Here is a 23481-nt window from a genome sequence, read left to right as displayed (position 1 = left end):
GGCCGCAGCGTGGCGTTCGCGGCCAATGGTGCATAGCGCGCCATGAAATCGCTCGGCAGCATCCGCCGCAACTTCGCGCCCTGGATCGACCCGGCTGCATCCCCCTTCCTGCGGTTCGAGGGCGTCACCAAGCGGTTCGGCGACTTCGAGGCGGTGGACGATCTCAGCCTGTCGATCTTCGAGAGCGAGTTCTTCGCGCTGCTCGGAGCCTCCGGCTGCGGCAAGTCCACCCTGCTTCGCATGCTCGCCGGCTTCGACATGCCGACCTCGGGGCGGATCATCCTCGACGGCGAAGACATGTCCGGCATTCCGCCCTATCGGCGGCCGGTTAACATGATGTTCCAGTCCTATGCGCTCTTTCCGCATATGAGCGTCGCGAAGAACATCGCCTTCGGCCTCAAGCAGGAGAAAATGGGCAAGGGCGAGATCGCCGACCGCGTCGAGCAGGTGCTGAAGCTGGTCAAGCTGGAGGACTATGCCAAGCGCAAGCCCGACCAGCTTTCCGGCGGTCAGCGCCAGCGCGTCGCGCTCGCTCGCTCTCTCGCCAAGCGGCCGAAGGTTCTGCTTCTCGATGAGCCGCTCGGCGCCCTCGACAAGAAGCTGCGCGAGGAGACCCAGTTCGAACTCGCCGATCTGCAGTACGAACTGCACACGACCTTCATCATGGTCACCCACGACCAGGAGGAGGCGATGACGCTGGCCGATCGCATCGCCGTCATGGACAAAGGGCGGATCCTGCAGGTGGCCCCACCGGCGGAGATCTACGAGGCGCCGAATTCCCGCTTCGTCGCCGATTTCGTCGGCAATGTGAACGTCTTCGACGGGACGGTGCGCGCAGCGACGGGCGACCGCGTGACGATCGAGACGACGGGCGGCTTCGACATCGTCGCCGAGCGCGACGTTCCGGTCGAGGCCGGCCAGAATGTGTCCTACGTGCTGCGGCCGGAAAAGCTGAAGATCGCCGCCGAGCCGATCTCCGGGCCGAACGTCATGGAAGGGGAAGTCTGGGACATCGCCTATTTCGGGCCGGTCACCTCCTTCCACATCCGCCTCGATACCGGCGCCATCGTCAAGGTGGCGATGGTCAACGCCACCCGGCAGTCGCCCCTGCAACTGACCTGGCACGACCGAGCCTTCGTCACCTTCGACGAGGATGCCGGCCTGGTGTTGACGCAGTAGGGCGGTGATGGGCGAGGGCGCGCAAACACGAACGGTCGATCGAAGCCAGGGGGGCGACGCCGGGGGGCGACGAGCGTGGGGGCTCGGATCGCGAGGTCTCTTCCGCCGCGTCGTCATCGGCGTGCCGTTCCTCTGGCTCGCCGGCCTGTTCCTCGTGCCGTTCCTGATCGTCGTCAAGATCTCGCTGTCGCAGACCGCCGTCGCGATGCCGCCCTATCTGCCGACCTTCGGCGATCCCTCGACGTGGTGGAGCGCGCTGACGCAGTTCTCCCTCGACAACTACGTCTGGATTTCGAGCGACGATCTCTACTTCAACGCCTACACGCTCAGCCTCGCCATCGCCGCGGCGTCGACGGTCCTGACGCTCCTCATCGCCTATCCGCTCGCCTACGGCATGGCCAAGGCGCCGCCGGCCTGGCGAACGACGCTGGTGATGCTGGTCATCCTGCCGTTCTGGACGAGCTTCCTTATCCGCGTCTATGCGTGGATCGCCATCCTGAAGCCAGAGGGACTGCTTAACCAACTGCTCATATCGATCGGCCTGATCAGCGAACCGCTGGTGATCCTCAACACACCGACGGCGATCTTCATCGGCATCGTCTATTCGTACCTGCCATTCATGACACTGCCGATCTATGCCAGCCTCGAGCGCATGGATCACAGCCTGACCGAGGCGGCGGCCGATCTCGGCTCGCCGCCGCTGAAGTCGTTCTGGACGATCACCTTTCCGCTGTCCCTGCCGGGCGTGATCGCCGGCTGCTTCCTGGTGTTCATTCCGGCTGCCGGCGAATTCGTCATCCCCGACCTCCTCGGCGGCTCGCGCACCCTGATGATCGGCAAGACGGTCTGGCTGGAATTCTTCACCAACCGCGACTGGCCGGTCGCCTCGGCCGTTGCCGTGGTGCTGGTCGCCATCCTCGTCGTGCCGATCGTGATCTTTCAGCGCCAGCAGGCGAGGATCGGCTGATGGGCTGGCGGCTGTCGAAGTTCAACGTCGTCTCGATGGTATTCGGCTTCTCGTTTCTCTATCTGCCGATCGTCCTGCTCGTCGTCTATTCCTTCAACGCCTCCCGCCTCGTGACGGTCTGGTCCGGCTTTTCGACGGTCTGGTATCGGGAGCTGTGGAACAATCGCGGCCTTCTCGACGCCGCCTGGGTCACTCTCCGGGTGGGGGTGCTGTCGGCCAGCGTCGCCACCATTCTCGGCACCATGGCGGCGATCGCCTTGGCGCGTTACAAGCGCTTCACCGGCCGGACGCTGATGACCGGCATGGTCTATGCGCCGCTGGTCATGCCGGAGGTGATCACCGGCCTGTCGCTCTTGTTGTTCTTCGTCGCCATCGACTTCGACCGCGGCTTCTGGACGGTGACGCTCGCCCATATCAGCTTCACCATGTGCTTCGTCACGGTGGTCGTGCAGTCGCGGCTCGTCAGCTTCGACCGCTCCCTGGAAGATGCCGCGATGGATCTCGGGGCGACGCCGACGGTGACCTTCTTCCAGATCACCCTGCCGTTGATCTGGCCGGCGGTCGCTGCCGGTTGGATGCTCGCCTTCACTCTGTCGCTCGACGATCTCGTCATCGCCTCTTTCACCACCGGGCCGGGGGCGACGACCCTGCCGATGAAGATCTATAGCCAGGTGCGGCTTGGCGTGACGCCGGAGATCAACGCCGTCTGCACGATTCTCATCGCCATCGTCTCCGTCGGCGTCATCATCACCACGCTGATCAACAAGCGCCGCCTGGTGCGCCAGGCGCGGAACGAGCGGCTGGCGGCCGACGGCTGAGTTTCCGCGCGTGGACCGACGTTTCAGTTTCCTGCGCAGTTGCAGCTTTGCGCATGGGCCTCGCTGATCGCATCGAGCGTTCGACCGATCGCGGCGGTGACGGAATCGTCGCTCTCCGCGGGCCGGTGGTGGAGATAGTCGAGGATCTCGATGGCCGAAAAGCTGTCGATCAGTCGCCGCCGGACGGCAACGTCTGCGATCGGCGAGTTCGAACCGTAGACGAGGGGCCTGAGCGCAGCGAGCCGGGCGAGCACGGGGCGCTTGGTTGCCTCACCCGAAGTTCCGGCATCAGCCGTCCTCGCGCCTGCATCGGATCCAACGGCCGCCGGCGCCGGCACTTGAACGGTTTCATCAAGGGCGCCGCTGTGCCTTGCAGCCTCTATCAAGCCATCGAGAGCAGCGAGACGAGCGGCGTCGGTCGACAGATCGACCGGCTGCGGCGCTTTCAGCGGCGGGAGGTCAGGATCGCCCTCGACTTCGGCAGTGGCCGTTGCAGTGCGCACGGTTCCTCCCGTCGAGGCCGGAAAGGTCTCGGTGCTACGGGCCGGCGTCTCGCCGGCCGGCGCGGCATTCGCCGGCGGAGCGCCATGCGGGGCGTCGCGCATCCCGACGGCCGGTCTGAGGTCGCTCCCGGCGAGCGGAGCTTCCGCATCGGTGGATGCCGCCTTGCCATTTGCGGGTGAGGGATCGGCGGGGGCTACGCCCGTGGCGGGAGCCGGCGTCGGCAGGGGCACCGGGCGTAGCGCGGCGCGCGTTGCGAGGATGCTGTCGGAGGCAATCTGCGCCTGCCCGGCTTCAAGGCTCTCCAGCGTCTTCTGGTCGCCGCCGAACCTCGCGAGATAGCCGCGAAGGGTCTTCAGATAGTCCGGAACGCCGCCGCACAGATATTCCGTCTCATCCTGGCCGAGATAGCGGCCGAGCTCGTTGGAAACCTCCTTCATCACCCAGCGGGAATCGGGGCTGGCCATCCATGCCGGCCGGTTGCCGGAGCGGGCGAGCTGATTGGCCGACATCAGCGCTTGGCGGCCAGCGGTGCTCTTCGGCGGAACGATGGGCGTGAAGATGAGACGTCCCGGCAGGTCCGGATCGGGCTCTGCGGCGGTCTCGCGGGCCGTCTTGACGGCCTGATACTGACCGTCCCTGATCGCCGCCAATGCCGCGTGGTATCTGCCGGCGCCGCAACTGACCGTGCCGGTCGTTCGATCCGACTTCGGGGCGGTCGTTTGGCCCAGCTTGATCACCGACTGCGCGGCGAGTGGTCCGGTCGCGGCGATCAGCACGAGGACCGCGAGCGACGCCGATGCTGCAGCGCGAATCGCGGCAAGGCGCCCGCCGATATTGCGGCAGGGGAGGGTGGCGGCAGGGGGCATGGGGCTTTCGGCGCGGCGCGGCATGGGCCAATTTCGCTTCGTGGTCATGATGATTGGAGAGGATTTCTCGGCGATCGGAAGGATTGTGCGCTCAGGAGCTTGAGCGAGCCAAGCCGGAGACGGCGGTCATGGCCGAAGCGCCCATGTCGCCGCGACGCGTGAGGGCGCCGATCATCGCGTCGGCGCGGGTTCGGTCGTCACGGAGGGGGTCGGCCATTTGCCCGTCATCATGAAGCTGACCGCTTTCGCCTCAGCCGATGGCGCGCCGGCCCGCGCACGCGCGGAGGCCGGGTCGGGGGCGAATTCACCGGCAACCTCGATCTCGTTCGACTTAGCGAAATATCGCCCTGCCGCCGTCAACGTCCCCGAACGGTTGTGGAGCTCGATCCGTTCGAGGTCGATCGTCATGCCATTGAGCCTCAGCGCCGCATCGAGTGCGATGAAGGGGATCGAGCCGTCCCGCGCTCCGGCTGTTAGCGGCCGCGCCCCGGGCTCGGCAAAAACGCCGGGATCGAAGCCGGAGATCGTGCCGTCGCGCGCATCGAGTTGCGCCGTCGCGGCGAGGCCTGACAGGACAGCGCGCCAATTGTCGGCGGGCGCCTCGAGCTTGGCACGTATCGCCGATCTGCCGCTGAGACCGATCGAATCGACGGAAAGTCTCGACATCAGGCTGGCCGTGTCGATGCCGCTGGCGCTGATCCAGCCATGGACCCGTTGAGGTCGGCCGGCGAGCCCGTCGATGGCGATCGCTGCCTGGCCCCGGCCGCCGAACAGTGTCGCGTCGCCGACGTCGAGCTTGGCCGTGCCGTCGCCGACGCTGACCACTGCTGCGACGTCCTCGAAGGGGATCGTTCCGAGCGCCAGTTCCGTCGCCGACAAGCGGATCTCCATTTGCAGCGCGTCGGCGAAGTCGACCTCCAGCGGCCGCTCGAAATCCAACGGGCTGCGCGGATAGGGGGCGATCGAGCGAACGATCGGCGTGAGGTTCAGCTCCTGAAAGGCGAGAGTGCCGCCGATCACCGGCATGTCGCCCTCCAGCCGGGCCTCCATGGCGCCGCGGCCTTGGGATCCGGCTATGCTCAGAGCGGCCTCCCGCAGTTCGGCGCTTTGGCCCTGGAAAACCAGGTCGCCTGCCAGATTGATCGCCCCGAGCTCGGGAATCCGCGTCGAGGGGGCGAACAGCCATTCGATGCCGCGGGTGAATGACGGTGTCGAGAGCGACAGACGACCCTCCGCGCGGCGAAAATCGGCGATCGCGGCCGTGCCGGAATAGGATGCGGTGAGAGCGGGCGAATCAAGGCTGAAATCGACGTTGCCCTGGCCGCCTTCGATCAGCGGTCGGTCGCTCGAAACTTCGAGATCGACCGTCGTCGGTTGGCCGTTCCAGACGAAGCTGCCGGCAACGCGCAGCGTGTCCCCGGAGCCCGACTGATCGATCCGGACATTGGCGTTGCTGACCCCCCGCGAGCCGGCAAAGCCGAGCCCGGCGGGGCGAAACAGACCTTCGCGGATCTCGACCTCGCCGATGCCGCCGAGGCGGCCGAGCAGCGAGTGGAGCCCGGCCAGAAGCCCGCTGCCGGTTCCCGCCGCGATGCCTTTGACGGCCGGCGGGGCGGAGTGCGTGTGCCATTCCGGCCGGACCAGCACGAGGCCCGAGATCTTGCCCTTGCCGGCGATGACGTCGAACAGGCTGAAATCGGCCACGAGCGTGTCGATGGTGAAGTCGTCGTCGCCGAGCCGCACGTGGTCGAGGCTGAGGCGGGCGCGCGGCAGGATCGAAAAATCGATGCGCCCGTCGATCGAGACGTTGCGGCCCGTCAAGGTTTCCAGTCGCTCGACGACCAGCGCCCGGGCGGCCTCCGATCCCAGCGCGAGGCCCGGCAGCACGGCGGCGAAGACGAGGACGAGCGTCATCGCCGCGGCAATCGCGGCCGTCTGCCAGCGCCAACGCCGCAGGGAGGGCCCTGAGCCCTCCGTCGCCCGTCGTCTCGATGCTGGCCATTTGGGTCGCACGCCGTCCGTTCTCCCTTCGAACTCTTGGTCCGCACCTGTAGCTGCGCGCCGGCATCAACGAAAGCTGGCCGCAGCGTCTTCGATGCGGATTTCCCCCTATGGACGGCTGGGGATCGACGGCTCGTTGCCTTTGTTACATGGGTATGGCACCAGCAAGGCGGTTGGAGGCAGGTTCAAAGATGAACGAGAAACCCTTGTGGATTCCCTCTGCGGCGCGGGTCGCGGGGCACCCGATGACGCACTTCATACAGGCGGCCCACGAGGCGACGGGCCGAACTTTCGACGATTACGAGGGGCTGCATGCCTGGTCGATCGAGGATCGCGGGGCCTTTTGGTCGCTTCTCTGGGACTTCAGCGGGATCGTCGGCGACAAAGGCGAGCGCACTCTCATCGAGGGAACCTCGATGCGCAAGGATCGATTCTTTCCCGACGCGCGTCTGAACTTTGCCGAAAATCTCCTCGCCGGAAACGGTACGGACGATGCCCTCGTGTTCCGTGGAGAGGACAGGGTTTCCTACCGATGGAATTGGGACGAGCTTCGCACCATCGTCTCACGGCTGCAGCAGGCGTTTCGCGCCGAGGGGATCGGTCGCGGCGACCGAATCGCGGCGATGATGCCGAACCTGCCCGAAACCGTCGCCGTCATGCTGGCCGCGTCGTCGCTGGGGGCGGTCTTCTCGTCCTGTTCGCCGGATTTCGGCGAGCGCGGGGTTCTCGACCGCTTCGGCCAGATCGAGCCGAAGCTGCTGGTTGCCTGCGACGGCTATTTCTACGCATCCAAAGAGATCGACATCGCTGACAAGCTCGGCGCCATCAGCGAAAAGCTGGCGCCGAGGAAGACGATCGTCGTGCCCTATGTCGGCGACGGTGCGAAGGCTGCCGCCGCCAGCCACAATGGCGTGTCGCTGGCCGAGTTTATGGCGCCCTATGAGCCGGCGCCGCTCACCTTCGAGCGGCTGCCCTTCGATCACCCGCTCTACATCATGTTTTCCTCCGGCACGACCGGCGTTCCCAAATGCATCGTGCACGGAGCCGGCGGTACGCTGATCCAGCACCGCAAGGAGCATCTCCTCCACAGCGGCAACCGCGAGGGCTCACGGGTGTTCTATTTCACCACCTGCGGCTGGATGATGTGGAACTGGCTGGTCTCGGCGCTCGCCGGTGGAAGCACGCTCCTGCTCTACGACGGCTCGCCCTTCCACCCGCACAAGTCGATCGTCTTCGACTACGTCGCCGAAGAGCGGGCGACCTTCTTCGGCACCAGCGCCAAATACATCGACTCGGCCCGCAAGTTCGGGCTGAAGCCCCTGGAGAGCCATGATCTTGCGAGCGTCGAGGTCATTGCCTCGACCGGCTCGCCGCTGTCGCCGGAAAGCTTCGACTACGTCTATGAGGCGGTGAAGACGGACGTCCATCTTGCCTCGATTTCCGGCGGTACCGACATCGTTTCGTGCTTCGTCCTTGGTGTCCCGACGCGACCCGTCTATGAGGGCGAGATCCAGGGGCCGGGCCTCGGCATGGCGGTGGACGTGTTCGATCCTGAGGGCAAACCGCTGCGGAGCGGCAAGGGCGACCTCGTCTGCGTGAAGGCGTTCCCTTGCATGCCGATCGAATTCTGGAACGATCCGGGTGGCGAGCGCTACACGGCCGCCTATTTCGAGAGCTTCCCCGGCGTCTGGGCCCATGGCGACTTCGCAGAATGGACGGGTCATGGCGGCATCGTCATCCACGGCCGCTCCGACGCGACGCTGAACCCGCAGGGCGTACGGATCGGAACCGCGGAGATCTACAACATCGTCGAGCAGTTCGCGGAAGTCGCCGAAGCCATCTGCATCGGCCAGAGCTGGGAGGGGGACGTGCGCGTCGTCCTTTTCGTCAAGCTCGCCGCCGGAGCCGACCTCACCGACGAACTCGTCAAGCGCCTCAAGGAGGCCATCCGCACCGGCGCCTCGCCCCGCCACGTTCCGGCGAAAGTGCTGGCCGTGAAGGACATCCCACGCACCAAGTCCGGCAAGATCACCGAACTCGCCGTGCGCGAGGTGGTGGAGGGACGGCCGGTGAAGAATAAAGAAGCGCTGGCCAATCCAGAAGCGCTGGGGGAATTCGAGGGGCGGGCGGAGCTGTCCGTCTGAAGACGTGCCGACCCAAAAAAATGCCCGTGCGGATCGTGCGCACGGGCAATGAATAGTCCTTCGGGGAGGCGGGTTCACTGGGCCGAATTTTGCCCGCCCTGCATTCCGCGGGCTTCCTCGACTGCCGCGAGGCAAGCTGCCTCGTCACCCGAGTCGAGAGCGCTCTGGGCGCGCTGGATCGCCTGGTCGTAGCCGCCGCCCGAGGCCGAAGCCATCTGCTGCGAGCCGCCCGCGTCGTTGCCGGTGCCCTGACCACTGCTGGCAGCAGCCGTCTGCTGGCCGGACTGCTGGGCGTCGGCGTCCTGGCCTGACATGGCGACGTTCGGCTCGCCGCCACCCTGGCCGCTCGCCATCGGCATCGTCTGGCCATCCTTGGAAACGCTGCCTGCACTCTCGGTGCCGGAGGTGCCCGCAGTCATACCCTGCGCAGACGCCGAGGACTGATCGTTCGACATGGTGCCGGTCTGCTGGCCTGTGCCGCTTGCCGAGGCGCTCTTTTCGGCGTCCCCAGCGTTTTCGAGGGGAGCGAGGCTGCCGTCCTTGGAAATCTGTCCGGCCTGCTCGCCGCCACTCGCGGCCGCGGCGCCGGTGGTCTGGCCGGTTTCGAAATTCGTCGTCGTGCCTGGCGTGGTCGCGGAGGCGTCCGCAGAGCCGGACATGCCGCTCTGTCCGGACGAAGCGACCGAGGCGGTGGTCGTGCCGTCCGCCTTCAGGCTCGCGAGTTCTTCACGACAATCCGCAAAGGCTGCCGTGGCCGGAAGGCTGCAGAGAGCCGCCCCGGCAAGAAGAATGGAAAGACGTTTCATATCCCTGATCTCTCTTGTTGCCGGTGCCCGAGAACAAACGCCGCAAGGCGTCGCCGGTTCCCCGGCAACGCCTTGACAACAAGAGCAAACTTTTTATCCGGCTACTCTGGGAGAGCGAAGGTGACCACCTGGTCGGACACCTTCGGCAGCAGGATCGTGTTGCCGCCGACGACGAAGGTGACGTATTGCCGGCCCTTGTAGGTGTAGACTGCCGGTAGCGACACCGCCGGCGCGTCGACCAGCCCCTTCCACAGCACCTCGCCGGTCTTCAGATCGAGCGCCCTGACGCGGGAGTCCATCGAAGCACCGATGAAGATCAGCCCCGACTTGGTGATCACCGGCCCGCCGATCGTCACCGAGCCCCAGGATTCGGGCATGTAGAAGCCGTATTTCTGCACCTGACCGAAGGGCTCGTTCCACAGCCGCTCGCCGGTCTTCAGGTCATAGGCCGCGATCGTGCCATAGGGCCCGTTCCAGCACGGCATGCCCGCCCAGTTGAGGAAGGTCTCGAGCTTGAAGCCATAGGCGACGTCGCCCTGCGCATAATAGCCCGAGGTCTCGCCGTCCTGGCTCTTCTGCTCGAACTCGTCGCGCGGGATCAGCGTGTAGATCTGCACCACGGAGTTCGAGTTGACGACGTAGATGCCGGTCGTCGGATCGACCGCTCCGCCACCCCATTGCGAACCGCCGGTCGTCGGCGGATAGGCGATGGTGCCTTCGAGGCTGGGCGGGGTGAACCGGCCCTCCCAGCGATAGCCTTCCGCCCGGCGCGAGCATTCGCCGAAGCTGACGGCATCCGCCAGCGGCGAAACCCCCGGCCAGTCGTCGCCGATCACCGGCGCCGGCTTGTCGACGAAGGGCTGCGTCGGCGACGCCTCCTCGCCCGGAACGTCCGAGGCCGGGACCGGCCGCTCCTCGATCGGGTAAATCGGTTCGCCGGTCTCGCGATTGAGGACGTAGATGAAGCCCTGTTTCGACGTCTGGACGAGGGCCGGGACCGTCTGTCCGTCCTTCTGGATGTCGACGAGCGTCGGCGGGGCGACGGTGTCGTAGTCCCAGATGTCGTGGTGGATCAGCTGGCGGCTCCACACCACCTCGCCCGTATCGGTGTCGAGAGCGGTGACCGACGTTGCCAGCGGCAGTTCCTCCTTGCGGTCGCCGCCGTAATAGTTCGGGCTCGGCGAGGAGATCGGAATGTAGAGAAGGCCGCGCTCGGGATCGAGGGACATCGACGCCCAGACATTGGCCGTGCCCGTGCGCGAGATCACCTCGTTCGGCAAGGCGTGGAACATCCACTTCAACTCGCCGCTCTTGGCGTCGAGGGCAAAGACGGTGCCGGGAGGGGCAGCGCTATCCGTCCAATCCTTGCCGGCCCAGCCGAGGAAGATCGTGTCGTGATAGATGGTGGGCGCCTGCAGGAGCGACAGCGGCCACTTGTCGTTGACCGTATTCCACTGGTTGACGTCGACCATGCCGTTCTGGCCGAAGGTCTCGCAAGGCTTGCCGGTGTCCGCGTCGACGCCGTAGAGCTTGGCGTCCATCGTTCCGATATAGACGATCTTCTGGCAGGCCTCGCCTTCCTGCGGGTTCTCCGCCTGCCAATAGGCGACGCCGCGGTTCTTCATCGCCGGCTGGGTGAGGGCCTCAAGCCGGGCATCCGGGTTGAAACTCCACTTCTCCTTACCGGTATCCGGTTCGAGCGCGATGATCCGGTAGAACGGCGTGCCGATGTAAAGCGTGTCGTTGACGAAGAGAGGCGTTGCCGACCAGACGGTTGTGGGAATGTCGCCGGAGCCGTCCGAGACGTCTCCGGTGTGATACTCCCAGACCTTTTCGAGATTTTCGACGTTGTCGGGCGTGATCTGGTCGACCGGCGAATATTTCTGCGCCATCAGATCGCCGTTGAACGTCGCCCAGCTATTGGGATCCTGCATCCATGCGTCGGGCTTCTGGGGTTGTCTCGCCTCGGCGGTGTTGGCCTCGTCGCCCTGGGTGGCAGCCGCGTCGGAGCCCACAGGCCGTTCGACGCTGCCGCCGCCCTGGGTCGGCTGGCTCGTGAGGCCCGGCGACTGCTGGTCCGATCCCGCTTCTTGGGAGGCCTCATCGTCCTGCCCGGCCTCGCTTCCCTGGCCGGCGGCATCCTGTTCTTCCCCTGTCTGAGAAGCTCCGGATTGGCTGCCAGAATCCTGGCTGCCAGGGGCCGCTTCGCTTCCCGTCGTGGAGGCGCCCTCCTCGGATACGTCGCCGGGCTCGTCGGTTACGCCATATTGTGGTGCCTGAGGGCTCTGCCCGCCGTTGCTGTCCTGTTGTGCCAGGGCCGGTGTGGCGAGGGTGAAGATCAGGGTAAGAGCCGCGGAAGTTGCGGCCGTTCTAGCGATTTTCATGGGTGTCGTGTCCCGTCAGCGAGAAATGCGTCGTCAATCGAGGGGCGATGGGTCGGCGGCGACATGGATCAGCCAGCCCACCAGCGCCACGCCCATGGCGACGAGAAGAATCCAGGCGGTGAGGAAATAGGCGGCGACCCCTGTGCCGACGATCCCGAGCAGCACCAGCACCGCCATCAGCCCGCGCAGCCCCTTCGACAGAACCAGATGGAGCGCGAGGAGGGCGCCTCCCAAGGCGACGAGCAGGCTGGAGCCGAGAACCAGCCAGGCGCCGAAGCTCCAGGCGATGCCGTTGCCGCTATTGACCAGATTGACGAAGGCGACGACTGCCGCGACGCCGGCCGCGGCGACCACCAGCCATGCGCCTCCCGCCGTGCGTGGTTCTGAGATTTCCGACATCGAATCCTATCCCCTTGAACGAATGCGGCCCTGCCGGTCGCTCACAGGACAGCGGGCGTCACACCTGCCCGACCTAGGGTGGCGGGACGTCTTTGGGAGGGGAGGGATGCGCGGCCAATCAACGAATAGCGCGACCGGCTCGCCGGGGACGCAAACCCGGCTCGCTTTTTTCACTCAGCCGCGGGCCGTCTCTGCGAGGATCGACCGATTGAGGATCGCCACCGGCAGGATCCCGACGAGGACGATCAGCAGCGCCGCCACGGCGCCGTCCTCGAAGGCAGACCGCGACGTCTGGGCATAGACGAAGGTCGCCAGCGTCTCGAAATCGAAGGGGCGCAGGAGGATCGTCGCGGAAAGCTCCTTGGAGGCCTCGACGAAGACGAGGAGGAATGCGGTCAACAGCGCCGGACGCATGAGGGGCAGGATCACCTCGAAGAGCGTCGCACCCGGTGACCGGCCGAGGGTGCGGGCGGCCATGTCGAGATGCGGCGAGAGCTTGGTGAAGCCGCTCTCCAGCGAGCCGTGGCCCATCGCCATGAAGCGCACGAAGCCGGCATAGACGATGGCAATGCCCGAGCCGGTCAGCAGCAGCCCGGTCGATACGTCGAAGCCCGCCCGCATCCGCGCGTCCACCCAATTGTCGAGACCGGCGAGCGGGATGAGGATGCCGATGGCGAGCACGGTGCCGGGAACCGCGTAGCCGAGGACGGCGAGACGGGTCATGAGAAGCAAGCGCTTCGACCCGGTCAGCCGCACGCCATAGGCCAGCATGAAGCCGACGAGGACGGTGACGAGGCCGGTCGTGCCGGCCAGCGTGACGGTGTGGAAGAGCGCCCGCCAGAGTTGCGGGTCGCCCAGTTGATCGAGCCGCCTGAGCGCAAAGTCGCCGAGAACCAGCAAGGGAATGGCGAAGCCGAGGAGAATCGGCAAGGCGCAGGCGGCCGAGGCGAGGAAGGCCCTGCCGCCCGAGAGCTTTTCCGAGCCGGGCTGCGGCCGGTCGGCCCGGCCGAGGGTGAAGCGCTGCTTGCGGCGAGCGAACCGCTCGACCATCACCAGAAGCACGATCACCGCCAGCATCAGAAGCGCGATTTGGGTCGCGCCGTAGAGGTCGCCGCGGTTGAGCCAGGTCGAATAGACGGCGAAGGTCAGCGTCCTCACCCCGAGAAATTCGACCGCGCCGATGTCGTTGACCGATTCCATCAAGGCCAGCGACACGCCGATGGCGATGGCGGGCCGGGCGAGGGGAAAGAGCACCTTCAGGAAGACCGTGGCCTGCGAGGCGCCGAGGGTGCGCGCCACGTCGGCCGCCTTGCGGCCCTGCATCAGGAACACCATCCTCACCGTCAGATAGACGTAGGGATAAAGCACCGAGGAGAGGATGAGGATCGCGCCCCAGAGCGAGCGCACGTCCGGAAACCAGTAGTCACGACTGGACTGAAAGCCGAAAACGGCGCGGATCGCCGATTGCACCGGCCCGGCGAAATGCAGGAATTCGACGAAGCAATAGGCGGCGATGTAGGTCGGAACCGCCAGAGGCAGGACCAGCGCCCAGGAAAACAGGCGCCGGCCGGGAAAGTCGAAACTCGCCACGAGCCAGGCGGTGACGACGCCGAAGGTGCCGGTGAGAACCGCGACGCCGAGCATGAGTTGGAGCGTGACCCGGCTCGCCTCCGGCAGGATCGTCGTTGCCAGATGCGACCAGTTCGACGAGGAGCCCGACGCGGCGAGCCAGACGAGCGCCGCGAAAGGCATGGCGACGAGAGCAGCCAGGACGAAGGCGACGGCGAGATAGCCGTCGTCGCCCCTGCCGCGGCGCTCGATGCGCCACGGCAGGAAGCGCCGGATATTGTCGGAGGGGATGACGGACATCGGCGAGCCGCAGGGTTTCTCAGCTCTGCGGGCCGCCGTCGTAGTTCACCTCGTCGACGATCTCGGAAGCCTTGGTCCGGTGTTCGGCGATCTCGTCGAGCGGCAGCGAATCGGGCTTGAGTTCGCCGAAGGACTTCACAAGATCGGAGGTCTCGATGCCGGGCTCGACCGGATACTCGTAGTTCAGCTCGGCGTAGATCTTCTGGGCTTCATCGCTCGACAGGAATTCCATCAGTTTGACCGCATTGTCCGCGTTCGGCGCGTTCTTGGCCAGAGATACGCCCGAGATGTTCACGTGGGTGAGGCCGTTGTCGAAGGTCGGCATGATCACCTTGATGGCGTTCGCCCACTCCTTCTGCTCCGGCTCCTTATCGTTCGTGGCCATCTTGCCGACATAGTAGGTGTTGCCGATCGCGATGTCGCATTCGCCGGCGAAAATCGCCTTGGCCTGGTCGCGGTCGCCGCCCTCGGGCCGCCGGGCGAGATTGTCGCGCAGGCCGGTCACCCATTGGCGCGCGGCGTCCTCGCCGTGGTGGGCGATGTAGGCGGCGATCAGTGCGATGTTGTACTGGTGCTGGCCGGAACGCGTGCACAGCCGGCCCTTCCACTTCGGATCGGCCAGTTCCTCATAGGTGATGGAGTCGGCATCGAAGCGGTCCTTCGAGGCGTAGACGACCCGGCCGCGGGCCGTCAGCGCGAACCATTCCTTTTCGCCGTCGCGGAATTGCTCTGGAATGTTCTCGGCAAGCACGGCGCTTTCGACCGGCTGGACGACGCCGGCCTGCTTGGCTGCGTCGAGACGGCCGATGTCGACGGTCATGATGAGATCGGCCGGCGAATTGGCGCCCTCGGCCTTGACCCGCTCCTCCAGCCCCTTGTCGATGAAGATCGTTGCGGTGGAAAGACCGGTTTCCTCGGTGAAGGCATCGAGGACCGGCTGGATCAACTCCGGCTGACGCGAGGTGTAGATGTTGACGTCCGCAGCCTGTGCGACCGGCGCCGCAAGGGTTGCCGAGACGAGGAGTGAGAGGCCAATGGGCAGGGCGGTGCGGGCGGAACGGGAACGTTTCATCTGACTCTGTCCTGTCGGGTCCGAACTGGAGGTGGGGCGGCTGTGCAACCCATTCGCCGGTGCGCTCCCTTTGCCTCGGCACCCAGCGGGTCGGCTCAGAACCGCACCGACTCTGCGATGCCGGGAGGGCATAACAGCAACGCTTTCGGCAGTAAAATCAAAGCCTTGGAAGAGTTCTAAAGTAAAAGCTTGCAGTACGGTCAGGCGCCACGGCCGCCTCAACCGTTTCAAGCCGTTACGGCGACTTTTGTCGCTATTCTAAATTGGATGATCTTGATCACGTTTTCGTTCCGCATTGGAAGCGGGTGTTCAGGCAGGGAGGCGCTCCAGGCCGGGAAAAAATCCATTGATGCCGCATGTCCTGCGCCTTCTGAGCGAAAGCGCCCATAAAGCGTTTCACGGGTAATCGTGAAATCTTCATAATATCAAAGGCAAACGAGAAAGTTCGCAAAAACATCGATGTCAAGACTCGATTTGTACGCTGCATTGCGTCATCTTATAAGCGTGGAAACTATCGCAATCAGACGAGAGGTCGAACTTTGTCGAATTCGGAAAACACCATCCATGCATCGCACGTGCTTGCGGGTGACACTGAAAAGCTCGAAAAATACTATGCGGACTGGGCCGAACGCTACGACAATGACGTCAAGAACGAAGAATACGGTGGGCCGAAGGCAATCGCCAGCATCGCGCTGATGGTGGCCGACACTTATCTTTGCCGCGAGTCGAAGACGGTTCGCGTGTTGGATGCCGGCTGCGGAACCGGGCTTGGCGGGATCGAGCTGAAGGCGAAGGGCTTCGAGGCCATCGACGGCTTCGATCTTTCCCAGGAGATGTGCGACATCGCGCGAGAGACCGGCGTCTACGACAAGCTGGCCGCCAATGTCGATCTCAATGTCGACAAGGCTCCGGTCTTCGACGAGAAATACGATCTGATCGTCTGTTGCGGCGTGTTCACGCTCGGTCATGTCGAGCCGGACGGTCTGAGACGACTGGCGTCCTATCTGTCGGATGACGGCTATCTCGTCACCTCGACCCGAAACAGCTATCTCGAAGGCACGGACTTCGCGGCCGCCAGCCAGAAAGTCGAGGCGGACGGCGACCTCCACCTCGTCACGTCGATGCCGGACGCCCGCTACATTGCCGAAGAGGGCGCCCACTACTGGGTTTACGGCAAAGGCCGCAGGCAGAACTGAATTTGGAAGACCGAGCCCGGACCGATCCGGGCTTGGTCCTTGCACCAACCCGACGGGCCGCCTCGCGCGGCCCGTCTTGCGTTTGTGGGTCCGGTTCTCGACCGGCCGCTTGGCACGGCGCGAAGCCAGACCGTGCTGCATCCCTGGTGCTCGCGGCGGTCCCGCGTCAGTCGAGCAGGACGCGCGACGGCGGAAAGCGCACTTCGACGAGAGTGCCTTCGCCGGGTGCCGATACGATGGAAAGCTCGGCCCGGTTGGCTTCGGCGAGCGCCTTGGTGAGCGGCAGGCCTAGGCGGCCGGTCTCGGCGCCGGCGGAGGCATAGCCGGTGCCAGGGCCGTGCAACGCACTGTCGATCTCGTCCTGCCGCATCCCGACGCCGCTGTCGCGAAATCGCAGCGAGACGCCCGTCTCGTCTTCGTATCGCAGCGAGACGATCAGTTGTCCGCCTGTCGGCGTCGAGCGGATCGAATTGGCCACGAGATTGGTTGCGATCTGGCGGATGGTGTCGCGATCGCCGACGACGGGCGGCACGGAAGATGGCAGGTGCGTGCGCATGATGACGCGCTGGCGGTTGGCCTGCGGCGCCATGACGGAGGTCACCTCGGTGACGATTTCTGCCAGCGACACCGCCTCGAAGGTCAGCTCCTGCCTGCCGCTTTCGACCTTGGCGAGATCGTGCAGGATGGTGACGAGATCGATCACCTGGTGGCCCGAGCGTTTGATGTCGTCGAGATATTCGAGATAGCGCTCATTGCCGACCGGCCCGAGGGTTTCAGTCCCGATCAGGTCGGCAAAGCCGATCATCGCGTCGATGGGGTCTTTGATCTCCTGTGCGACTTCCCCCAGGAAGGTGCTTTTTTGTAGATTCGAAGCCTCGGCATTGGCGCGCTCGCGGAGCGCCGTCTCCTCGGCCCGCTTCCACGGCGTGATGTCGTTGATGACCGCGCAAAACCCGCTCGTCCCGGGCACTTGCCCGAGCGAGACCGAAAGCGGCAGGAACTCGCCGCCGGCGACCCGGCCGATCACGTCGCGGCGCGCGATCCACTTGGCCCCACGCTCCGCCTGTCTTTCCGCTCCAGCGGGCTCGCCGTCCTGCTGCCCGCCGATCAGGCCCTTGATCGCCTTCTGGCTCTCATGGGCAAAGAGCGTGACGAAGGGCCGGCCGGAAACGTCGGCGGGCGGAATGTCGAACAATCGCTGTGCCGGCTCGCTCATCGCGGTGACGAGGCCGTCCTCGTCGACGAGGACGATGCCGTCGGCGGCAAGGCCGAGGAGGGGATCCTCGAGAACTCCGCGGGCGACGCCCGGCGCCGGCATGTCGGCCGCCTCGATCGTCTCGCGCGAGAGGAGCGACAGGCGCGGCGTCGCGAAGAAGGCGAAAAGCAGGCAGGACGTCCCGTCGACGCTGGTGCGCTGCATGCGCGCGCGAATGGCCATCGTCTGGCCGTTGCTGCGTCGCAGCCGAAGAAAATCGGCATCGCCCTCCTGCCGGTCGACGATCAGGCTGTCGAAGCCACCGGCGGACTTCAGCGCCAAGAGATCGGCGTAGCCGGCCAGATCGAGGAACTCGCGATTGGCATAGACGAGCTCCTGTGCGGCCTGCACCAGGATCGGCATGGGAATTGTGCCGTAGGCCCGCTCGAGGGCAGCAGTGAAATCAGGATCGCTCGATCCGGCCGCCGGCGCACCGTTCGGCTCGCCGCCCGAACCGGCCGTGTCGATGTCCGCTTGGCGGGCCTCCTCGATCGCGCCGATTCGCTTCGAGGCGGCAGTCACCGCCTCGGCGAGATCGCGCGGCTGCGAGCCTTCCTGCGTCAAGGTCTCGCCGATCGCCCGGAAGGCGGCCTCCTCCGACTGGCTGAGACTGGCGTTCGGCGCGCGGCGGCGTTCCTCCAGCCGGATGATCTTGTCGGCGGGGCGCTTCTGGGCTTCGTCCGGCGCGGCCGGCGGGTCGGCGGCCGGGGCGGGTGCCGACGGGCGGCTTTCCGGATCGCGGCGACCGAAGTTGATCGGGGGCGTCGACGCGCCGACGCTGCGCATGAAGAGCGGGAGAGAATCCTCCAGCGCCTTGTCGGCCGGCTCTCCCGCGGAAGGATCGGCGGGCGGAACGTCGCGCAGTGCCGCGGCCGGCGAAAGACCGATCGCGTCCGCGTCTTCCACGGCATCGGCGAGACGCACGACGCCGAAGCCACGAAACCCGTCGAAGCTGCGATCGCGCGCATAGATCGGCAGCGCGGCGAGATCGACAGGCACCTTCTTGGCCGTGCCTTCGAGTGGCCACATCACCGTCCGTCCGGACCATGTGTCGCGACGCGACAGGAGCCGCCGCAAGGCGCCGTCCTCGTCGAGCCGATAGGCCCGCGCCACTTCATCGACGCTGCGATCGAGAACGGCCGCCGAGGCCGGGCCGACGGCATCGGCGAATTCGGGCGACAGCGACCGGAACCGGCCTTCGCTGTCGACGCGCCAGACGAAGCGCACCGGATCGCCGCCGGTGCGGGCGTGAAACGCGTCGGCAGCTGCCGGCTCCGCACCGTCGCCAGGTGCCGCGAAGTCCGAGGCTCTCGCCGGGCGAACGTTTGCGGAATCGGCGGACGGCGCCGCGGCTTCGTCGTCGGCGACGCCGTGCTCGACCGAAGGCTGCGGCGGAAGTTCGGAAGGCCGTGTCGCGGCTTCGTCCTCCAAGGTGGGTTCCGTTTCGGCCGGTGCGGCGACGCCGGGATCGAGCACGTCGGATGCCGGCTTGGGGCAGTCGGCAGCGTCTTCGGTGCCGGAGAGTGTGTTCCCGGCCGGTGCAGGTTCGTCCTCGTCCTTGCGGATGTCGAGCCGAGGTTCGCTCGCCGACACAAGCTGCGACGAAGCGCCCGAATTCGGCTCTGTCGGCGCCGGTCGATCCGTCTGGCTGGCGTCCGGCGCGCCCTGCTGCGGCGCTTCGGCCGGGCTGGCGTCCGGAGCGGTTTCGCCGCTTGCCGGTGCGGCGACGGTCCAGACCGAGTGCCGGCGCAGCGGCCGCGGGTCGGCCGCCCGCTCCAAGGGCGATCCTGCCGCCGTTTCTGCCTCGCCAGACGCCACGCCTGCCAAGCGATCCTCGCCGGCCGCGGTCGTAACGTTCCGCGTCTCAGCGCTTTCGGCAATTGGCTCCCTCGGGGCCTCTCCGGACAAGACCTCGTCGAAGGCGGCTTCCGCCGATCCGTCGCTTTCCGAGCGATCGCCGTCGTCCGGCGATTGCGCGTCGACCCTCGGCGGCGGGACTGCAGTCGAAGCATTGCTTGCCCAGTTCGAGCGGAAATGCACCGATGTTCGCTGCGCCGGGGCGGCGGATTGCGACAGGGCCTGGGCAGTCGAGGGCGGCGCCGACTCGGCTTCGGAGAGGATCGGTGCGCCATTCTTGCCTGGCGCGACGAACAATCTGTCGTCGGCGACGCGCGCCAGCAGAAGAGACTCGCCCGACTTCGAGACGACGTCCGCAACGCCTTCGCCGCCTGCGAGGAAGGCGGCGATCGCCTGGACGGCGGGCAGATCGTCCGGCGGTGCGACGGTCGCCACGGCGTCAACCGGTACGAGGCGAGCCGCCCGATCCTCCGCAAGGCCGGCTTCGCGGATGAGCGCGCCGTCCCGATCCTGCGGACGATAGGCCGAACGAACGGTTCGCATCGTCAACAGCGCATGATCCTTACGTCCGTCGAAGCTGCCATCCTCGATGGTCAGAAGGCGCAGTTCGGCCGTAAGGCTGGTGGCGCGGACGCCCTGATGGGCACGCAGAAGGAGCGACGTTTGCCCTTTGCGAGCCAGAACCCCGGCCGATCCCGACAGCTGGGCGAGGATCCCTGGATGCCCGTCCGCGCCCTGTTGCGGGCCGGGAGAGGAAAGGCCGAAAGTCTGCGCGGCGGCCGCATTCGCCCAGACGAGGCGGGAAAGATCCGGGGAAAGAACCAGAACTGCGGTGTCTGCGGCGTTGGCCCCGCGTACGGCAGGGTTCGCCATGATGGCCAGCGTCTGTCGCATGAAGGTGGTCGCCATGGGTTCGTTGGTTGCTTCCGCCACACGCGCCGCCGGTGAGGCCCGTCAATTCGCTTTTCGTCTTAAGCTTTCATTCATAGTGACCTGGGCGGAGCGAATAAAGAACCTCGTGCCATCCCACACAGCGGACTTTCGAAAGGGTTAATGAGTGAGCAATTGCGGAAAATTTGATCGGCCTCATGTTGCAGTGCAATATAATCGATGTTATGTAAGGGCTCGAAAGGAAGGAATGGGCCTTCCAGACGACAAGAACACGATGTGAGGAGATAGCCATATGTCCGAGACCCGCGGAGACCCTTTCGCCATGCCGAACGCCCAGTCGATGCTCGGGATGGATCCGAGCCAGATGAACGAGACCTTCCGTTCGATGACCCAGAAGTCCATGGAGCAGTCCAAGGAGGCCTATGGTCGCATGAAGGCTGCCGCCGACGAGGCCACGAAGGCGCTCGAATCGACAATGGAGAATGCTCACCAGGGTTCGCTGCAGCTTTCCAAGCGCGCCATCGACGCGATGCGCACGAACGCCGAACTCGGCTTCCAGCATCTCGACTCGATGATGACCGCCAAGACCTTCGCCGAGATGATCGAAATGCAGACCGCCTATGTGCGCAAGCAGGTCGAGATGGCGACGGATCAGGTGAAGGAAATGCAGACGCTGACCCAGGCCGTCGCGCAGGACATGATGAAGCCGGGCCGCGATGCCTTCCAGAAGGCGTCCAAGGGCAACTGAGCCCATGATACGAGTTTCGGGCCGCCGCTCGTGTGCGGCCTGAGGAGATTTGAGGGGGTCGCGCCACACGCGGCCCTTATTTTTTAGCCCGGATCAGGCTGTTCTCGTCCGTCTGCGGGCTTGCATCGGCTGGCGAAAATCACTATCCGGTCTGTCAGGACGAAGGGGCGAGACAAGAGCTCGCGACGCTTCGTTCTCTCGTGCGGTTGTAGCTCAGTTGGTTAGAGCGTCGGATTGTGGCTCCGGAGGTCGGTGGTTCGAGACCACCCAACCGTACCATTTCTCATTCCAGTCATTTCCCGCTGTCGATGCGGAGATCATCGGTTCCTTCACTTGCTCCTCTGGTCGGAAGGCCGGGTGGTGGCGGGCCGTTGGTCGCCCAGGATCTCGTTCGGCCGATCGGTTTTTCGGCAAAAGAGAGGTGCTGCCCTCTCGATTCCTCCCGCATGTCGGCTAGATCTTGGCTGGTGGATGGGATTCGACGTTCCGGTGCCGGGTTTCGACTAGCGTCGTGTCCGATGTCCGATTCGGAAATTCCGCTTGAACGAGATCCACTCGGTCGTCAGACCACGAGCGGGAAGCAGCGCCGCCTCTCCGCAAGAATGGGCCGGGCGTCACGACTGACGCCTGTATATGCATTTGGGCCGGGCCGGTCTTCCGAGGCAAAATGGGGACGGCTTGCACCCATGATGGATCGCGGGCAATGCGGCCGGCGTCACCGCGGCCGATGGTCCCGTTGGCGAGAGGGCGCAGCAAGGCGCGGCCTTGACCCGGCGCCCCACTCTTCGACCGATCACCGCGACCGACGAGGGGCGCGGCTCGAAGCGACGAAACACTGATGAATAGCGAAAAAGGTTCGAACATGTCACTGGAAATTACCGGCAAGCATCTGATCGCGGGCGAATGGAAAGGCTCCGGCGCGAGCTTCAAATCCGAGCCGATGACCGGCGAGCCGCGGGAATTTTCCATCGGCACGCCGGAACTCGTCGATGCGGCGGCCAAGGCTGCCGAAGACGCCTTCTGGTCCTACGGCTATTCTAGCCGCGAGGACCGCGCCGCCTTCCTCGAGACGATCGCCGAGGAGATCGACAAGCGCGGCGACGAGATCACCGAGATCGGTACGCAGGAGAGCGGGCTTCCCGCCGGCCGCCTGCAGGGCGAGCGCGGTCGCACCACCGGCCAGCTGAAGCTCTTCGCCAGCCACATCCGCGACGGCGCCTATCTCGACCGGCGTCATGACGCCGCCATGCCCGACCGCCAGCCGGCGCCGCGGCCAGACCTTCGGATGATCCAGCGGCCGATCGGCCCGGTCGCGGTCTTCGGCGCCTCCAACTTCCCGCTCGCCTTTTCGACCGCCGGCGGCGATACCGCCGCGGCGCTTGCGGCCGGCTGCCCGGTGGTGGTCAAGGGCCATGGCGCACATCCCGGCACCGGCGAAGTCGTCGCCCAGGCGATCGACGCGGCCATCAAGAAGCACGGTCTCCATCCCGGCGTGTTTTCGCTCGTCCAAGGCGGCAAGCGTGACGTCGGCGAGGCGCTCGTCACCCATCCGCTGATCAAGGCGGTGGGCTTCACCGGCTCGCTCGGCGGTGGCCGGGCGCTGTTCAACCTGTGCGCCGCCCGGCCCGAGCCGATCCCGTTCTTCGGCGAATTGGGCTCGGTCAATCCGATGTTCCTGATGCCGGAGGCCGTGAAGGCGCGGGGCGAGGCGATCGGCAAGGGCTGGGCCGGCTCGCTCACCATGGGCGCGGGCCAGTTCTGCACCAATCCCGGCATCGCCATCGTCGTCGATGGCGAGGGCGCCGATGCCTTCGTCAAAGCGGCCGTCGCGGCGGCGAAGGAAGTCACCAAGCAGGCCATGCTGACCGAGGGCATCGCCGAAGCCTATCGCAAGGGCGCCGCCCGGATCGAAGCGACGCCCGGTGTCACCGCTTTGACAGGCGAGGCGAACGCCTCTCGCCATGCGTCGCCCTACATCTTCGAGACCACCGGCGAGGTCTTCGCCAAGGACGAGACCTTGACCGAGGAGGTGTTCGGGCCGCTCGGCATCGTCGTGCGTGTCAAGGACGTCGCCGAGATGGAGCGGCTCGCCAGGGGCGTCCATGGCCAGCTGACGATTACGCTGCACATGGATGCGGGCGACGCCGAGGCGGCCGCGAAGCTTCTGCCGATCCTCGAGCGCAAGGCCGGGCGCATCCTCGCCAACGGCTTTCCGACCGGTGTCGAGGTCGCCGATGCCATGGTCCATGGCGGCCCCTATCCGGCGTCGACCAATTTCGGCGCGACCTCGGTCGGCACGCTCTCCATCCGCCGCTTCCTGCGGCCCGTCTGCTACCAGGGCATCCCGGAAGCGATCCTTCCCGCCGACCTGAAGTGAGGCGCGTGGGCAGGGCGCTCCGACAAGTCGATGGCCGGGCGGTGAATCGCCGCCCGGGCCCATTGCCCTTTGCCCCTTCACCGGCTATCGGTGACCCATGGAAACAATGGTCGTCACGGCGATGAACTGGTGGTGGACGCTCTGAAAG

General features: G+C 65.8%; 15 protein-coding genes and 1 tRNA gene. 8 read left to right on the top strand and 8 right to left on the bottom strand.

From position 1 onward, the window contains the following. Positions 1–42: 42 nt before the first annotated feature. Genes GTK09_RS04125 through GTK09_RS04115 form a run of 3 tightly spaced genes read left to right on the top strand, consistent with a single transcriptional unit; the run spans position 43 to position 2964 of the window. The gene (locus tag GTK09_RS04125; RefSeq protein ID WP_163461218.1) at positions 43–1179 is read left to right on the top strand and encodes an ABC transporter ATP-binding protein; all 1137 of its coding nucleotides are present in this window, start codon (positions 43–45) and stop codon (positions 1177–1179) included. Between the two features lie 7 nt (positions 1180–1186). Beyond that, entirely contained in the window at positions 1187–2146 is a 960-nt protein-coding gene (locus GTK09_RS04120; protein WP_163461448.1) for an ABC transporter permease, read from the top strand. Next, positions 2146–2964 carry an ABC transporter permease gene (locus GTK09_RS04115; protein WP_163461217.1) on the top strand — a complete coding sequence of 273 codons (819 nt, stop codon included), beginning with the start codon at positions 2146–2148 and terminating at the stop codon, positions 2962–2964. Before GTK09_RS04120 ends, GTK09_RS04115 begins: the two co-directional genes overlap by 1 nt. Before the next feature lie 23 nt (positions 2965–2987). Here GTK09_RS04115 and GTK09_RS04110 read toward each other — a convergent pair whose 3' ends face one another. Both GTK09_RS04110 and GTK09_RS04105 read right to left on the bottom strand, forming a co-directional pair. Continuing rightward, a complete protein-coding gene (locus tag GTK09_RS04110) occupies positions 2988–4358 on the bottom strand; it encodes a hypothetical protein (RefSeq protein ID WP_163461216.1) in 1371 nt (456 codons plus the stop codon). A 147-nt stretch (positions 4359–4505) separates the two neighbouring features. Continuing rightward, positions 4506–6248: an AsmA family protein gene (locus GTK09_RS04105; protein WP_163461215.1), complete on the bottom strand. Its 1743-nt coding sequence runs from the start codon at positions 6246–6248 to the stop codon at positions 4506–4508. Positions 6249–6526: 278 nt separating this feature from the next. Here GTK09_RS04105 and GTK09_RS04100 point away from each other — a divergent pair, with 278 nt between their 5' ends. Beyond that, positions 6527–8479: an acetoacetate--CoA ligase gene (locus GTK09_RS04100; RefSeq protein WP_281353334.1), complete on the top strand. Its 1953-nt coding sequence runs from the start codon at positions 6527–6529 to the stop codon at positions 8477–8479. A 74-nt stretch (positions 8480–8553) separates the two neighbouring features. Here the strand turns inward: GTK09_RS04100 and GTK09_RS27335 are convergent, their stop codons facing one another. The 5 genes from GTK09_RS27335 to GTK09_RS04075 all read right to left on the bottom strand — a co-directional run bounded on the left by GTK09_RS27335 (position 8554) and on the right by GTK09_RS04075 (position 15009). Beyond that, positions 8554–9285: a hypothetical protein gene (locus GTK09_RS27335; protein WP_163461214.1), complete on the bottom strand. Its 732-nt coding sequence runs from the start codon at positions 9283–9285 to the stop codon at positions 8554–8556. Positions 9286–9386: 101 nt separating this feature from the next. After that, positions 9387–11669 carry a pyrroloquinoline quinone-dependent dehydrogenase gene (locus GTK09_RS04090; protein ID WP_246217687.1) on the bottom strand — a complete coding sequence of 761 codons (2283 nt, stop codon included), beginning with the start codon at positions 11667–11669 and terminating at the stop codon, positions 9387–9389. 33 nt (positions 11670–11702) lie between these two features. Continuing rightward, positions 11703–12068, bottom strand: coding sequence for a hypothetical protein (locus GTK09_RS04085; RefSeq protein ID WP_163461213.1), 366 nt, complete (start codon positions 12066–12068; stop codon positions 11703–11705). 174 nt (positions 12069–12242) lie between these two features. Further along, a complete protein-coding gene (locus GTK09_RS04080; RefSeq protein ID WP_163461212.1) occupies positions 12243–13937 on the bottom strand; it encodes an ABC transporter permease in 1695 nt (564 codons plus the stop codon). A 19-nt stretch (positions 13938–13956) separates the two neighbouring features. Then, positions 13957–15009, bottom strand: coding sequence for a Fe(3+) ABC transporter substrate-binding protein (locus GTK09_RS04075; RefSeq protein ID WP_163461211.1), 1053 nt, complete (start codon positions 15007–15009; stop codon positions 13957–13959). A 695-nt stretch (positions 15010–15704) separates the two neighbouring features. On the opposite strand from GTK09_RS04075, the gene GTK09_RS04070 reads away from it, so the two are divergent. Beyond that, the gene (locus GTK09_RS04070) at positions 15705–16205 is read left to right on the top strand and encodes a class I SAM-dependent DNA methyltransferase (RefSeq protein WP_376767943.1); all 501 of its coding nucleotides are present in this window, start codon (positions 15705–15707) and stop codon (positions 16203–16205) included. Between the two features lie 166 nt (positions 16206–16371). Here the strand turns inward: GTK09_RS04070 and GTK09_RS04065 are convergent, their stop codons facing one another. After that, positions 16372–20226 (bottom strand): ATP-binding protein, encoded by a 3855-nt coding sequence (locus GTK09_RS04065; RefSeq protein ID WP_163461210.1) that lies wholly within the window; start codon positions 20224–20226, stop codon positions 16372–16374. Positions 20227–20500: 274 nt separating this feature from the next. On the opposite strand from GTK09_RS04065, the gene GTK09_RS04060 reads away from it, so the two are divergent. The 3 genes from GTK09_RS04060 to GTK09_RS04050 all read left to right on the top strand — a co-directional run bounded on the left by GTK09_RS04060 (position 20501) and on the right by GTK09_RS04050 (position 23333). Continuing rightward, positions 20501–20956: a phasin family protein gene (locus GTK09_RS04060; protein WP_163461209.1), complete on the top strand. Its 456-nt coding sequence runs from the start codon at positions 20501–20503 to the stop codon at positions 20954–20956. Positions 20957–21158: 202 nt separating this feature from the next. Next, positions 21159–21235 (top strand) — tRNA-His (locus tag GTK09_RS04055). A gap of 583 nt (positions 21236–21818) precedes the next feature. Continuing rightward, on the top strand, positions 21819–23333 hold the full coding sequence (locus GTK09_RS04050) for an aldehyde dehydrogenase (NADP(+)) (protein ID WP_163461441.1): 1515 nt from the start codon (positions 21819–21821) through the stop codon (positions 23331–23333). Positions 23334–23481 lie beyond the last annotated feature (148 nt).

Origin of the sequence: Jiella pacifica (assembly GCF_010500815.1) — a bacterium.
GTDB lineage: Bacteria > Pseudomonadota > Alphaproteobacteria > Rhizobiales > Rhizobiaceae > Jiella > Jiella pacifica.
This window is presented reverse-complemented; position numbering and strand designations above follow the sequence as displayed.